The organism is Paenibacillus sp. FSL R10-2778, from assembly GCF_038593035.1.
Classification (GTDB): Bacteria; Bacillota; Bacilli; order Paenibacillales; family Paenibacillaceae; genus Paenibacillus_AQ; species Paenibacillus_AQ odorifer.
Genome location: NZ_CP151956.1, coordinates 6,282,010 through 6,294,424, shown reverse-complemented (window position 1 = coordinate 6,294,424; position 12,415 = coordinate 6,282,010). Strand labels below are relative to the sequence as shown.

The window sequence follows — 12,415 nt, the reverse complement described above, 5'->3', positions numbered from 1 at the left end:
AATAACTTATATTTTGAAGGGAGATCCATTTCATGGCTAGAGAGTTCTCCTTAAAAAATACACGTAACATCGGGATCATGGCGCATATTGATGCTGGTAAAACAACTACCACAGAGCGGATTCTTTTCTATACAGGCCGTACGCACAAAATCGGTGAAGTTCACGAGGGTGCTGCTACAATGGACTGGATGGAGCAAGAACAAGAGCGCGGAATCACGATTACGTCCGCTGCTACGACTGCTGCGTGGAAAGGTCACCGCATCAATATCATTGATACCCCAGGACACGTTGACTTCACTGTTGAAGTTGAACGTTCCCTGCGTGTATTGGATGGGGCAGTTGGTGTATTTAGTGCAAAAGAGGGCGTTGAGCCTCAGTCTGAAACCGTATGGAGACAGGCTGACCGTTATAACGTTCCCCGGATTGCATATGTAAACAAAATGGACATTATCGGTGCGGATTTCCTTAACGTAATCGAAACTATGCGTGATCGCCTTCAAGCCAATGCAGTTGCTATTCAATTGCCAATTGGTGCAGAAAGTGATTTCACTGGTATTATCGACCTAGTTGAGCAAAAAGCACACATGTTCAGAGATGATCTGGGCCAAAACATCGAAGTAACGGATATTCCGGAAGAATATTTGGCCAAAGTTGAGGAGCTGCGTCTCGAGTTGATCGAGAAAGTTGCTGAACTTGATGAGGATCTGACTATGAAGTATTTGGAAGGCGAAGAAATTACAATTCCGGAAATTAAAGCTGCAATTCGCAAAGGCGTAGTTGAAGTTAAATTGTTCCCTGTAATTGCTGGATCTTCCTACCGAAACAAAGGGATTCAACTTATGCTGGATGCTGTTGTTGATTACTTGCCATCTCCTCTTGACGTTCCAGCTATTACTGGACATCTTGATGACGGTACAGAAGCTGTTCGTCACTCTTCGGATGAAGAGCCGTTTGCAGCTTTGGCATTTAAAATCATGACAGACCCTTATGTTGGTAAACTTACGTTCTTCCGTGTTTACTCAGGCGTACTTGAGTCCGGATCATACGTAGTTAATGCTACTAAGAACAAGCGTGAACGTATTGGTCGTATCCTTCAAATGCATGCGAACAGCCGTCAAGAAATTTCCATCGTGTATTCTGGCGACATCGCAGCTGCTGTTGGTTTGAAAGATACCAGTACAGGTGATACACTGTGTGATGAGAAGAATCCAGTAATTCTGGAATCAATGAACTTCCCTGATCCAGTTATCGAGATCGCTGTTGAACCAAAAACTAAAGCTGACCAAGATAAAATGGGCGTTGCTCTCGGAAAGTTGACTGAAGAGGATCCAACTCTTCGTGCTCACACTGATGAAGAAACAGGCCAAACAATCCTGGCTGGTATGGGTGAACTTCACTTGGACATCATCATCGACCGTATGCGTCGTGAGTTCAAAGTAGAAACCAATGTGGGTAAACCACAGGTAGCTTACCGCGAAACGTTCAAGGCACCTGCTCGCGTCGAAGGTAAATTTGTACGCCAATCTGGTGGTCGTGGTCAATACGGTCACGTATGGGTTGAATTTGAACCCCTCGAACCAGGTACTGGTAGCAAATTCGAAAGTAAAGTTGTTGGTGGCTCGGTTCCTAGAGAGTACATCGCTCCTGCACTTGCGGGTATTGAAGAACAAATGAAAAACGGCGTACTTGCTGGCTTCCCGCTAGTAGACGTTAAAGCTACCATCGTAGATGGTTCTTATCATGATGTCGATTCCAACGAAATGGCATTTAAAATTGCCGGTTCGATGGCACTCAAAGCAGCTAAAGACAAGTGTAAGCCTGTCCTGCTTGAGCCAATCATGAAAGTAGAAGTAACTGTTCCTGAGGAATATATGGGTGATGTAATGGGTATGCTGAACTCCCGCCGTGGCCGTATCGAAGGTATGGATTCCCGTGGTGGAGCGCAAATTATCCGTGCTAAGGTGCCTCTTTCCGAAATGTTCGGATACTCTACAACACTTCGTTCTGGTACACAAGGACGTGGCGTATTCTCAATGGAGCTTTCTCACTATGAAGAAGTTCCTAAATCCATTGCGGAAGAGATCGCTGCAAAGAACAAAGGCGCTGAATAATTACCAGTTTTAACTTGCCGTCCCGGGTATAAACACTCAGTCATCTAAGATTACAGGTATGCGGGCGGCTCAAATATAAGGAACCCCACATTAAGGAGGAACTGTTCAAATGGCAAAGGCAAAGTTTGAACGTAACAAACCGCACGTTAACATCGGTACTATTGGTCACGTCGACCATGGTAAAACGACTCTGACTGCTGCAATCACTACTGTATTGTCCAAAACTTACGGTGGCGCAGCTATCGCATTCGATCAAATCGACAAAGCTCCTGAAGAGCGCGAACGTGGTATCACAATCTCCACTTCCCACGTTGAATATGAAACTCCTAACCGTCACTACGCTCACGTAGACTGCCCTGGTCACGCCGACTATGTTAAAAACATGATCACTGGCGCAGCGCAAATGGACGGAGCTATCCTGGTTGTATCCGCAGCTGATGGCCCAATGCCACAAACTCGCGAGCACATCCTGTTGTCCCGTCAAGTAGGCGTTCCTTACATCGTTGTCTTCTTGAACAAATGCGACATGGTTGAAGACGAAGAGTTGTTGGAATTGGTTGAAATGGAAGTTCGCGACTTGCTTAGCGAGTATGACTTCCCAGGCGACGATACTCCAATCATCCGTGGTTCTGCTCGTGAAGCTCTGCAAAACCCAGATGGCGATTACGCTAAAAAAATCATCGAAATGTTTGAAACAATCGATGAGTACATTCCACTTCCTGAGCGTCAAACTGACAAGCCTTTCTTGATGCCTGTCGAAGACGTATTCTCCATCACTGGCCGCGGTACTGTGGCAACTGGTCGCGTAGAACGCGGAACAGTTAAAGTCGGAGAAGAAATCGAAATCGTTGGTATTCACGAAGATACTAAGAAATCCGTAGTTACGGGCGTAGAAATGTTCCGTAAATTGCTGGATTCCGCTCAAGCTGGGGACAACATCGGAGCATTGCTTCGTGGTGTTGACCGTAACATGATCGAGCGTGGTCAAGTATTGGCTAAGCCGAACTCCGTTAAACCACACACTGAGTTCACTGCTCAAATTTACGTTCTGACAAAAGAAGAAGGTGGCCGTCACAAGCCTTTCTTCACTGGATACCGTCCACAGTTCTACTTCCGTACAACTGACGTAACTGGTATCATCAACTTGCCAGAAGGTACTGAAATGGTTATGCCTGGTGATAACATCTCCGTAACCGTACAACTGATCTCCCCAATCGCTATTGAAGAAGGTACTAAATTCTCCATTCGCGAAGGTGGCCGTACAGTTGGTGCTGGTAGCGTAGCTTCTATCCAAAAATAATAATTCGACTTCTATCTGCGGGTAGATTCCGAATTACAAACACCCCTGATTCTTCTTGCGGAGAATCAGGGGCTTTTTTGTTTTTTCTGAGAATAATGTATTATTCGACACCAATTGATAATAAAGCATAACAATATGATATTTTTCTACATAATTCGTCAAATTACAACAATCAATTGTTTACAATTATACTAATGATAGAGTAAAATGAAGGAGGAATAATAATGTAAAATAATAGGAATTGTGGGAGAGTGGTAATATGGGGAAATGTCCTTTTTCCTTCATGCATGCGTTAACTGCACGTAATAATAATGTGGATTCTCCTGCCTCTCATTCCTTAGACTTCAAGGATCAGAATCATTCTGTGGCAGGGTCTTTTCATAAGCTGGAGGGACATGGTGAGCTTAACGAGCAGATGAGAATGATTGATCTAACTGAAGCAGATTTGAACTTACTACGCAGGGTGAAACCTGTTGTTGAGCAGAATATAGACTATATCATTGATCAATTTTACAATTCGGTATTAGGCGTAAATAAACTTGAAGCTATTATTTTAGAGCATAGCAGTATAGACAGGTTAAAAACTACTCTTCGTGGGCATATTCTAGAGATTTTTAATGGAAAGGTTGATGATGAGTACATAGCAAAGCGTCTAATGATCGCTAATATTCATAAAAAAGTAGGGCTTGAGCCCAAATGGTACTTATCTGCTTTTCAGAATCTTCAGAACGTATTTATACGCGTTATATATAATGAAACAAACGATGATAATACACGCCTTCGAGTGGTTCAGACCGTGACCAAACTCCTTAACCTTGAGCAGCAGCTGGTTCTAGAAGAATATGAGAAGGAGAACATAAAAGAGAAGGAAGAGCAATATCTATTGGTGAAAAATGAATTAAAACAAAAAATTTCGGAGTTTAGCGTTGAATTGATAGATTATAGCATCGATACTAATGCTGCTGTGAAGCAGCTAGTGGCAAGCAGCAATGAAGTAAGTAGAACATTCCAACGTACGGCTGCATCCGCCCTGGAGTCACAGGGATTAGCTACAGATGGGCATGAACACTTGGGTGATTTGACTGAGCAAATTAATCTTATATATCAGACTACCAGTGAGATGGAAGACTCGATCATTGAGTTAAGCGATTCCTCTAAGCAAATTCAAAAAATTGTGAACTCAGTAAGGGAAATTGCCGATCAGACTAAAATCCTCTCACTTAATGCAACGATTGAAGCCGCTAGAGCCGGTGAGCATGGTAGAGGTTTTAGTGTAGTTGCTCAAGAAGTTAGCCGGCTTGCAGAGGATACTAAGAGTACTGTAATTCAGATCGTAGAGCTAACAAATAAATCAGGTCTACTCACTCAGCAGGTTGTAGAAGAGATTCGTAAGGTGCAGGAGTTAACTAAGAATGGGAAGCACCAATCGGTCGAGACTAGTCTTTTGTTCTCTGATATTGTAGATGCTATGCGTAGCAGTACACAGGAGATTGTAATAGTGGAAGAAGAAATAAGAACCTTAATCCAAACCATTGAGGGGATCGGAACAGCAACGGCTCAGACTGCTTCCTCCGCAGAGTTTTTTAAGTCTGCCACAGAGAATCTTTAACATATATATAGTAGAAGAACAGCGCATGAAAAAAATATGCGTTGTTTTTCTATTTTCGCTTGCAATACTGCTGCCTATTATATATAATAATAAATGTTGTTCTGAGACGTTGCGATGATGTGAGAGGTTACTGACACACCCGGCCCCTTTGCCATGGGGACGAGGTCAGAAAATTTTCACGGAGTATGTCCGATACCAAATTGGGCGATAGAAGGAGGGACTAAAATGGCAAAGCAAAAAATTCGTATTCGCTTGAAAGCATACGACCACAGAATTCTTGATCAATCCGCTGAGAAGATTGTTGAAACAGCAAAACGTTCGGGTGCAGGTGTGTCCGGGCCGATTCCGTTACCAACTGAGAAGCAAATCATTACTATTCTCCGTGCGGTACACAAGTACAAGGATTCCCGTGAACAGTTTGAACAACGGACTCACAAACGTTTGATCGATATTGTGAACCCAACACCACAAACTGTGGATGCCTTGATGCGCTTGGATCTACCGTCCGGTGTAGATATCGAAATCAAATTGTAATTCTATTTTAAGTAACTTAGGAAAAGAAAAGAGGTGTCAACATTGAAAGGTATCTTAGGAAAAAAACTCGGTATGACTCAAGTGTTTACTCCAGAAGGTAACGTAATTCCTGTTACTGTTATCGAAGCAGGACCTTGTGTAGTACTGCAAAAGAAAGACCTGAATATCGACGGATATGAAGCAGTGCAATTGGGCTTTTCTGATAAAAAAGAAAAACGCTCCAATAAGCCTGAACAGGGTCACGCCAAAAAGGCAAATGCAACACCTAAGCGCTACGTTCGTGAAATTCGCGGTGTTGATCTCGGGTCTCTCGAGGTTGGACAAGAGCTGAAGGCTGATATCTTTGCTGAGGGCGAATTTGTTGACGTAACTGGTACATCTAAAGGTAAAGGTTTCCAAGGTAACATCAAACGTTGGGGACAAAGCCGCGGACCAATGGCACACGGATCGCGTTACCACAGAAGACCGGGTTCCATGGGTTCTATCCAAGCTAACCGTGTTCCTAAGGGCAAACGCCTTCCAGGACATATGGGTCACACGACTATTACGGTTCAAAAGCTTGAAATTATCAAGGTTGATGTTGAACGTAACGTATTGCTGGTTAAAGGCGCTATCCCAGGTCCTAAAAACAGCTTCGTGAAAGTTAAACAAACCGTTAAGAAATAATTATTGAAGAAAGGAGGAACATGAAATGCCAAAAGTAACACTTTTTAATATTAGTGGCAACGAAGTTGGTGAAGTGGAACTGAGCGATACAGTATTCGGTATTGAACCGAATGAGCACGTTCTACATGAAGCTGCGCTTATGCAAAGAGCTTCCCTACGTCGTGGTACACACAAAGTAAAAGGACGTTCTGAAGTTCGTGGCGGTGGACGTAAACCTTGGAAACAAAAAGGTACAGGTCGCGCTCGTCAAGGCTCCATTCGTTCTCCACAATGGAAAGGCGGCGGCGTTGTCTTCGGACCAACACCACGTAGCTATTCCTGGAAACTGCCTAAGAAGGTTCGTCGTTTGGCGATCAAATCCGCTTTGTCCTCGAAAGTACTCGAGAATGACATTATCGTATTAGATAGCTTGACAATGAATGCTCCGAAGACGAAAGAATTCGCAGCAATCTTGAACAACCTGAAAGTAGATCGTAAAGCGTTGATCGTAGCTACTAGCTATGATGATAACGTAGCACTTTCCGCTCGTAACATCCCTGGGGTGAAATTCGTAGCGGCTGACGGCATTAATGTTCTTGACGTACTGACGTACGACAAACTGATCATCACTAAAGAAGCAGTTCTGAAGGTAGAGGAGGTGTTCGCGTAATGAAAGATCCTCGTGATATTATCAAACGTCCGGTGATTACGGAACGTACTTCCGACTACATGAGCGAAATGAAATACGCTTTTGAAGTGGATATCCGTGCTAACAAAACCGAAATCAAAAAAGCTGTCGAGGCTATTTTCAAAGTAAAAGTAACTAATGTGAACACAATGCGCGTACCTGGCAAACTGAAACGTTATGGTAAATATTCTGGTTACACTCCAGAGTGGAAAAAAGCCATCGTTAAGCTTAGCCCGGACAGCAAACCGCTTGAATTTTTTGAAGCGGTAGAATAATACTCTGTTGAAGTAAGGAGGGAACTACAGTGCCAATCAAAAAGTACAAACCGACCTCTCCGGCAAGACGCGCTATGTCCGTGTCTACGTTTGAAGAAATTACAACAAACCAGCCAGAGAAATCGTTGCTTTCTCCGCTGTTCAAACATGCGGGACGCAACAACCAAGGTAAAATTACGGTTCGTCACCATGGCGGCGGACATAAACGTAAATACCGTATTATCGACTTCAAGCGGACTAAAGACGGCATACCAGGTAGCGTTGCTACAATCGAGTATGACCCGAACCGCACATCTAATATTGCTTTGATCCACTATGCTGATGGAGAGAAACGTTATATCATCGCTCCTAAAGGTCTAAGAGTTGGGGATAAAGTAGAGTCTGGTCCTGCGGCCGACATCAAAATTGGTAACAGTCTTCCACTGGAGAATATTCCAGTAGGTACAGTTATCCACAACATTGAGTTGAAACCAGGTAAAGGCGGACAATTGGTTCGTGCAGCTGGTACAGAAGCTCAATTGCTTGGTAAAGAAGAAAAATACTGTTCCGTTCGTTTGTCATCCGGTGAGGTTCGTAAGATCCTTAGCGTATGCCGTGCAACTATCGGTTCCGTAGGTAACGAAGATCACGAATTGATCAAAATCGGTAAAGCTGGACGTAGTCGCTGGCTCGGCCGTCGTCCTGAAGTTCGCGGGGTAGTAATGAACCCTAACGATCACCCACACGGTGGTGGTGAAGGTCGCGCTCCAATCGGACGTAAATCGCCAATGTCTCCATGGGGCAAACCAACCCTTGGTTACAAAACGCGTAAGAAAAACAAGGCATCTGATAAATATATCGTTCGCCGCCGCACTAAATAAGACGCTTCTGGCAAGTTAATAAAGCGCGAAGCGTCGATTCGCGGTTTGAAGAACCGGATGAAGGGAGGATTCACACATGGGTCGCAGTTTAAAGAAGGGGCCGTTTATCGATGGCTACCTGCTTAAAAAAGTTGAGGAACTGAACGAGGCTGAGAAAAAGGTTGTTGTTAAAACTTGGTCCCGTCGCTCAACCATTTTCCCTCAGTTTATCGGACATACGTTTGGTGTATATGACGGCCGTAAACACGTGCCTGTATACGTAACAGAAGATATGGTAGGTCACAAGTTGGGCGAGTTCGCGCCAACACGTACTTACAAAGGCCACGCGGGTGACGATAAGAAAACAAGAAGATAATAATAAGGTCTCTGTTTGAAAGGAGGTTAAACAATGGAAGCAAAAGCACATGCAAGATCGGTGCGAATTTCCGCTCGTAAAGCGAAACTGGTTGTTGACTTGATTCGCGGTAAGCAAGTGGGGGAAGCAATTGCTATTCTTCGCCACACTCCGAAATCCGCTTCTCCGGTCGTTGAAAAGTTGCTTAATTCGGCAATTGCGAATGCTGAGCATAACTATTCTTTGGACGTGAACAGTTTGTTCGTTAGCGAGGTTTTCGTTAACCAAGGACCTACTATGAAACGTTTCCGTCCGCGCGCCATGGGCCGCGCAAGTCGGATCAATAAACGCACGAGCCACATTACACTGGTGGTATCTGAGAAATAAGGAGGGATAACACGTGGGTCAAAAGGTAAATCCAATCGGACTCCGAATCGGTATTATTCGCGATTGGGAATCTAAATGGTATGCAGGAAAAGATTTCGGTACTCTTCTGATGGAAGACGTCAAAATCCGGGAATACCTTAAAGGCAAATTGAAGGATTCCGCTGTTTCCCATATCGAGATCGAAAGAGCGGCTAGCCGCGTGAACGTTACAATTCATACAGCTAAACCAGGTATGGTTATTGGTAAAGGCGGAGCAGAAGTAGAAGTACTTCGCAGCGCAGTTACAGCAATCGCTGGTGGCAAAAAAGTACACATCAACATCAATGAAATCAAGCACCCTGAATTGGATGCAATTCTTGTAGCTGAGAGCATTGCTCAACAATTGGAACGTCGTGTATCGTTCCGTCGTGCCCTCAAACAAGCGATTCAAAGAACTATGCGTTCTGGCGCAAAAGGGATTAAAACTCAAGTGGGCGGACGTCTTGGCGGAGCTGAGATTGCTCGTTCAGAAGGTTATAGCGAAGGAACAGTTCCACTTCATACGCTTCGTGCCGATATCGATTACGGAACGGCTGAAGCACATACAACTTACGGTCTTATCGGCGTAAAAGTATGGATCTACCGTGGAGAAGTTCTTCCCCCAGCTAAGAAACAAGCTGCTCAGGAAGGAGGCAACTAATCATGTTGGTACCAAAACGCGTAAAACACCGCAAGCAACAACGCGGACACATGAAGGGTATGGCAAAAGGCGGTACTGAATTGAACTTCGGCGAATTCGGCCTGGTTGCACTTGAACCGTCTTGGATCACTAACCGTCAGATCGAAGCTGCTCGTATCGCGATGACACGTTATATCAAACGTGGCGGTCAAGTTTGGATCAAGATTTTCCCAGATAAACCTATTACTCAAAAGCCTCTCGAGGTTCGTATGGGTAGTGGTAAAGGTAACGTTGAGAAATGGGTAGCCGTAGTTAAACCGGGCAAGATTATGTTCGAACTCGGAGGCGTGTCGGAAGAAATCGCTCGTGAAGCGATGCGTCTTGCCGCTCACAAGCTGCCTGTAAAGACTAAGTTTGTGAAACGTGAAGAATTGGGTGGTGAAGCAAATGAAAGCTAATGAACTTCGCAACTTAACCACTGCTGAGATTGAACAAAAGATCGCTGGATTCAAAGAGGAACTTTTTAATCTCCGTTTTCAATTGGCAACTGGCCAATTGGACAACCCAACTCGGATTCGTGACGTGCGTAAGGAAATAGCTCGTGCTAAAACCGTAATCCATCAAAGAGTGCTTGGGATTAGTTAAGTGAGACGGATCGCAGATCCGTATTCAGGAAGGAGGCTAACTAATGAGTGAAGAACGTAATGCACGTAAAGTGCTAATCGGTAAAGTGGTCAGTGATAAAATGGATAAAACCATCGTAGTTGCTGTTGAAACCTATAAGAAACACAATTTGTACCACAAACGCATCAAGTCTACGAAGAAATTCAAAGCACATGATGAGGGAAATGTTGCAAAGATTGGCGATACCGTAAAACTCATGGAAACTCGTCCGTTGTCTAAGGACAAACGTTGGAGACTAGTTGAAGTGGTAGAAGCAGCGGTTATCATCTAAGATAATCAAGAGAGTTTTTCCGGAAGGAGGAAATTAATAATGATTCAACCATTTACACGTTTGCATGTGGCTGACAACTCTGGTGCGAAGGAACTGATGTGTATCCGCGTACTGGGTGGTACTGGACGCCGTACAGCAGCAATCGGTGATTTGATCGTTTGTTCCGTTAAACAAGCAACACCAGGCGGCGTTGTCAAAAAAGGTGATGTTGTTAGAGCGGTAGTTGTTCGTACGAAACGTTCCGTTCGTCGTAAAGATGGATCTTACATCGCATTCGACGAAAATGCAGCTGTTGTTGTTAAAGACGACAGAAGCCCTCGTGGAACACGTATCTTTGGACCAGTTGCTCGCGAACTTCGCGATAAAGACTACATGAAGATCGTTTCCTTGGCACCGGAAGTTATCTAATAAACACGGCACCAATAAGTTGAAGGTTAGTTATAGGAGGTGTAATAAATGCCTAGAGTGAAAAAAGTTCTGGAATCCCATAACAATAAACTGCACGTGAAGAAAGATGACGTGGTGCTTGTGATCAGTGGTAAAGACAAAGGCAAAAAAGGCCGTGTCATCGCTGCTTATCCTCGTGAAAACCGCGTTCTGGTAGAAGGCGTCAATATGGTGAAAAAACACCAAAAGCCGAACCAGCTGAATCCACAGGGTGGAATTATTGAGCAGGAAGCTTCGATTCATGTGTCCAACGTAATGCACATCGATCCGAAGACCGGCAAAGTAACCCGTATCGGTTACAAAGTTTTGGACAATGGTAAAAAAGTTCGGATTGCTAAAAGATCCGGAGAGATTATCGACTAATCTAGCCCTTAAGAAAGGAGGTTAAATCTTCATGGCAGCAAGAATGAAAGAACGTTTTCTTAACGAAATTACACCTGCTTTGATGCAGAAGTTTAACTATACAACTGTTATGCAAGTGCCTAAGATCGAGAAGGTTGTCATCAACATGGGTGTGGGTGACGCTGTTCAAAACTCCAAAGTACTTGATGCTGCAGTTAATGACATGCAGTTGATCGCTGGTCAAAAACCAGTAATCACTAAAGCTAAAAAATCCATCGCTGGTTTCAAACTACGCGAAAATATGCCGATTGGGGTTAAAGTAACACTGCGCGGAGAGCGTATGTATTACTTCTTGGACAAATTGTTCAACGTAACACTTCCACGTGTACGTGACTTCCGTGGTGTTTCCACTAAAGCCTTTGACGGCCGTGGTAACTACACACTTGGTCTTAAAGAACAATTGATCTTCCCCGAGATCGAATATGACAAAGTGGATAAAGTCCGCGGTATGGACATCGTTATTGTAACGACTGCTAAGACGGACGAGGAATCCCGCGAGCTGCTGGGTCAGCTGGGAATGCCTTTCGCAAAATAAAGTCGGTTAATCCATTTTCTCCGAAAATGTTTAGGAGGTGTCAGGCTAAGTGGCAAAAACTTCGATGAAAGTTAAACAACAACGTACGCCTAAGTTTAAAGTACGTGCATATACACGTTGCGAACGTTGTGGTCGTCCACATTCGGTACTGCAAAAGTTCAAAATTTGCAGAATTTGTTTCCGTGAATTAGCTTATAAAGGCCAGATCCCTGGCGTGAAAAAAGCAAGTTGGTAAGAAGTTTATAAACGGGAAGGAGGTTTACACACATGACTATGTCTGATCCTATTGCAGATATGCTTACTCGTATTCGTAACGCTAACATTGTGCGTCACGAGACGGTAGAAATGCCTGCTTCTACTATGAAGAAACAAATCGCTGACATTTTGAAGCGTGAAGGTTTCATCCGCGATGCGGAATTCGTTGAAGATAGCAAACAAGGGATTATCCGTATCTTCTTGAAATACGGCCCTAACCAAGAGCGTGTTATTTCTGGTTTGAAAAGAATCAGTAAACCAGGCCTTCGCGTATACACGAAGAGCAATGAAGTGCCTCGTGTACTCGGTGGTCTAGGAATCGCGATTATCTCCACATCTAAGGGAGTTATGACCGACAAAGAAGCTCGTCAATCAAAATCTGGCGGAGAAGTTGTCTGCTACATTTGGTAATAAACGTCA

Annotated in this window: 19 protein-coding genes; all 19 read left to right on the top strand. The window is 44.1% G+C overall.

What is annotated here, in order from left to right:
• The first annotated feature begins 32 nt into the window (after positions 1–32).
• The 19 genes from fusA to rpsH all read left to right on the top strand — a co-directional run bounded on the left by fusA (position 33) and on the right by rpsH (position 12,406).
• Positions 33–2,111, top strand: a complete 2,079-nt coding sequence (fusA, locus tag NST40_RS28325) for an elongation factor G (protein ID WP_036680521.1) — start codon at positions 33–35, stop codon at positions 2,109–2,111.
• A 109-nt stretch (positions 2,112–2,220) separates the two neighbouring features.
• Entirely contained in the window at positions 2,221–3,411 is a 1,191-nt protein-coding gene (gene tuf / locus NST40_RS28320; RefSeq protein WP_036680523.1) for an elongation factor Tu, read from the top strand.
• A gap of 259 nt (positions 3,412–3,670) precedes the next feature.
• Entirely contained in the window at positions 3,671–5,020 is a 1,350-nt protein-coding gene (locus tag NST40_RS28315) for a globin-coupled sensor protein (protein WP_076309048.1), read from the top strand.
• A 225-nt stretch (positions 5,021–5,245) separates the two neighbouring features.
• On the top strand, positions 5,246–5,554 hold the full coding sequence (gene rpsJ / locus NST40_RS28310) for a 30S ribosomal protein S10 (protein ID WP_017692074.1): 309 nt from the start codon (positions 5,246–5,248) through the stop codon (positions 5,552–5,554).
• Positions 5,555–5,596: 42 nt separating this feature from the next.
• Positions 5,597–6,220 carry a 50S ribosomal protein L3 gene (gene rplC / locus NST40_RS28305; RefSeq protein WP_036680532.1) on the top strand — a complete coding sequence of 208 codons (624 nt, stop codon included), beginning with the start codon at positions 5,597–5,599 and terminating at the stop codon, positions 6,218–6,220.
• A gap of 25 nt (positions 6,221–6,245) precedes the next feature.
• Complete coding sequence (rplD, locus tag NST40_RS28300; RefSeq protein WP_036680536.1) at positions 6,246–6,869, top strand: 50S ribosomal protein L4; 624 nt, start codon at positions 6,246–6,248, stop codon at positions 6,867–6,869.
• Positions 6,869–7,162 (top strand): 50S ribosomal protein L23, encoded by a 294-nt coding sequence (gene rplW, locus NST40_RS28295; protein ID WP_036680537.1) that lies wholly within the window; start codon positions 6,869–6,871, stop codon positions 7,160–7,162. The genes rplD and rplW overlap by 1 nt, the downstream gene beginning before the upstream one ends.
• 29 nt (positions 7,163–7,191) lie before the next feature.
• On the top strand, positions 7,192–8,022 hold the full coding sequence (rplB, locus tag NST40_RS28290) for a 50S ribosomal protein L2 (protein WP_036680541.1): 831 nt from the start codon (positions 7,192–7,194) through the stop codon (positions 8,020–8,022).
• Positions 8,023–8,098: 76 nt separating this feature from the next.
• Complete coding sequence (gene rpsS / locus NST40_RS28285; RefSeq protein WP_036652940.1) at positions 8,099–8,377, top strand: 30S ribosomal protein S19; 279 nt, start codon at positions 8,099–8,101, stop codon at positions 8,375–8,377.
• Positions 8,378–8,410: 33 nt separating this feature from the next.
• Positions 8,411–8,743, top strand: a complete 333-nt coding sequence (rplV, locus tag NST40_RS28280) for a 50S ribosomal protein L22 (RefSeq protein WP_036680546.1) — start codon at positions 8,411–8,413, stop codon at positions 8,741–8,743.
• Positions 8,744–8,756: 13 nt separating this feature from the next.
• A complete protein-coding gene (gene rpsC / locus NST40_RS28275; protein ID WP_038573452.1) occupies positions 8,757–9,422 on the top strand; it encodes a 30S ribosomal protein S3 in 666 nt (221 codons plus the stop codon).
• A gap of 2 nt (positions 9,423–9,424) precedes the next feature.
• Complete coding sequence (gene rplP, locus NST40_RS28270) at positions 9,425–9,859, top strand: 50S ribosomal protein L16 (protein ID WP_036680552.1); 435 nt, start codon at positions 9,425–9,427, stop codon at positions 9,857–9,859.
• Positions 9,849–10,046, top strand: a complete 198-nt coding sequence (rpmC, locus tag NST40_RS28265; RefSeq protein WP_019908232.1) for a 50S ribosomal protein L29 — start codon at positions 9,849–9,851, stop codon at positions 10,044–10,046. The genes rplP and rpmC overlap by 11 nt, the downstream gene beginning before the upstream one ends.
• 43 nt (positions 10,047–10,089) lie before the next feature.
• Positions 10,090–10,356 (top strand): 30S ribosomal protein S17, encoded by a 267-nt coding sequence (gene rpsQ / locus NST40_RS28260; RefSeq protein ID WP_036680554.1) that lies wholly within the window; start codon positions 10,090–10,092, stop codon positions 10,354–10,356.
• A 39-nt stretch (positions 10,357–10,395) separates the two neighbouring features.
• Complete coding sequence (gene rplN, locus NST40_RS28255) at positions 10,396–10,764, top strand: 50S ribosomal protein L14 (RefSeq protein ID WP_036680556.1); 369 nt, start codon at positions 10,396–10,398, stop codon at positions 10,762–10,764.
• A 48-nt stretch (positions 10,765–10,812) separates the two neighbouring features.
• Positions 10,813–11,166 carry a 50S ribosomal protein L24 gene (gene rplX, locus NST40_RS28250; protein WP_076099615.1) on the top strand — a complete coding sequence of 118 codons (354 nt, stop codon included), beginning with the start codon at positions 10,813–10,815 and terminating at the stop codon, positions 11,164–11,166.
• Positions 11,167–11,197: 31 nt separating this feature from the next.
• Positions 11,198–11,740, top strand: a complete 543-nt coding sequence (gene rplE, locus NST40_RS28245; protein WP_036680558.1) for a 50S ribosomal protein L5 — start codon at positions 11,198–11,200, stop codon at positions 11,738–11,740.
• A gap of 49 nt (positions 11,741–11,789) precedes the next feature.
• Positions 11,790–11,975, top strand: a complete 186-nt coding sequence (locus tag NST40_RS28240) for a type Z 30S ribosomal protein S14 (RefSeq protein WP_013312154.1) — start codon at positions 11,790–11,792, stop codon at positions 11,973–11,975.
• Between the two features lie 32 nt (positions 11,976–12,007).
• Entirely contained in the window at positions 12,008–12,406 is a 399-nt protein-coding gene (gene rpsH, locus NST40_RS28235) for a 30S ribosomal protein S8 (protein WP_036680560.1), read from the top strand.
• Positions 12,407–12,415 lie beyond the last annotated feature (9 nt).

Bases quoted from the DNA above. Each gene is read 5' to 3' on its own strand.
- rplW (WP_036680537.1), top strand. From the start codon at position 6,869: ATGAAAGATCCTCGTGATATTATCAAACGTCCGGTGATTACGGAACGT.
- rpsQ (WP_036680554.1), top strand. From the start codon at position 10,090: ATGAGTGAAGAACGTAATGCACGTAAAGTGCTAATCGGTAAAGTGGTC.
- fusA (WP_036680521.1), top strand. From the start codon at position 33: ATGGCTAGAGAGTTCTCCTTAAAAAATACACGTAACATCGGGATCATG.
- rpsS (WP_036652940.1), top strand. From the start codon at position 8,099: ATGGGTCGCAGTTTAAAGAAGGGGCCGTTTATCGATGGCTACCTGCTT.
- rplE (WP_036680558.1), top strand. From the start codon at position 11,198: ATGGCAGCAAGAATGAAAGAACGTTTTCTTAACGAAATTACACCTGCT.
- rplV (WP_036680546.1), top strand. From the start codon at position 8,411: ATGGAAGCAAAAGCACATGCAAGATCGGTGCGAATTTCCGCTCGTAAA.
- rpsH (WP_036680560.1), top strand. From the start codon at position 12,008: ATGACTATGTCTGATCCTATTGCAGATATGCTTACTCGTATTCGTAAC.
- rplN (WP_036680556.1), top strand. From the start codon at position 10,396: ATGATTCAACCATTTACACGTTTGCATGTGGCTGACAACTCTGGTGCG.
- tuf (WP_036680523.1), top strand. From the start codon at position 2,221: ATGGCAAAGGCAAAGTTTGAACGTAACAAACCGCACGTTAACATCGGT.
- rplX (WP_076099615.1), top strand. From the start codon at position 10,813: ATGCCTAGAGTGAAAAAAGTTCTGGAATCCCATAACAATAAACTGCAC.
- rplD (WP_036680536.1), top strand. From the start codon at position 6,246: ATGCCAAAAGTAACACTTTTTAATATTAGTGGCAACGAAGTTGGTGAA.
- rpmC (WP_019908232.1), top strand. From the start codon at position 9,849: ATGAAAGCTAATGAACTTCGCAACTTAACCACTGCTGAGATTGAACAA.
- NST40_RS28315 (WP_076309048.1), top strand. From the start codon at position 3,671: ATGGGGAAATGTCCTTTTTCCTTCATGCATGCGTTAACTGCACGTAAT.
- rpsJ (WP_017692074.1), top strand. From the start codon at position 5,246: ATGGCAAAGCAAAAAATTCGTATTCGCTTGAAAGCATACGACCACAGA.
- rplP (WP_036680552.1), top strand. From the start codon at position 9,425: ATGTTGGTACCAAAACGCGTAAAACACCGCAAGCAACAACGCGGACAC.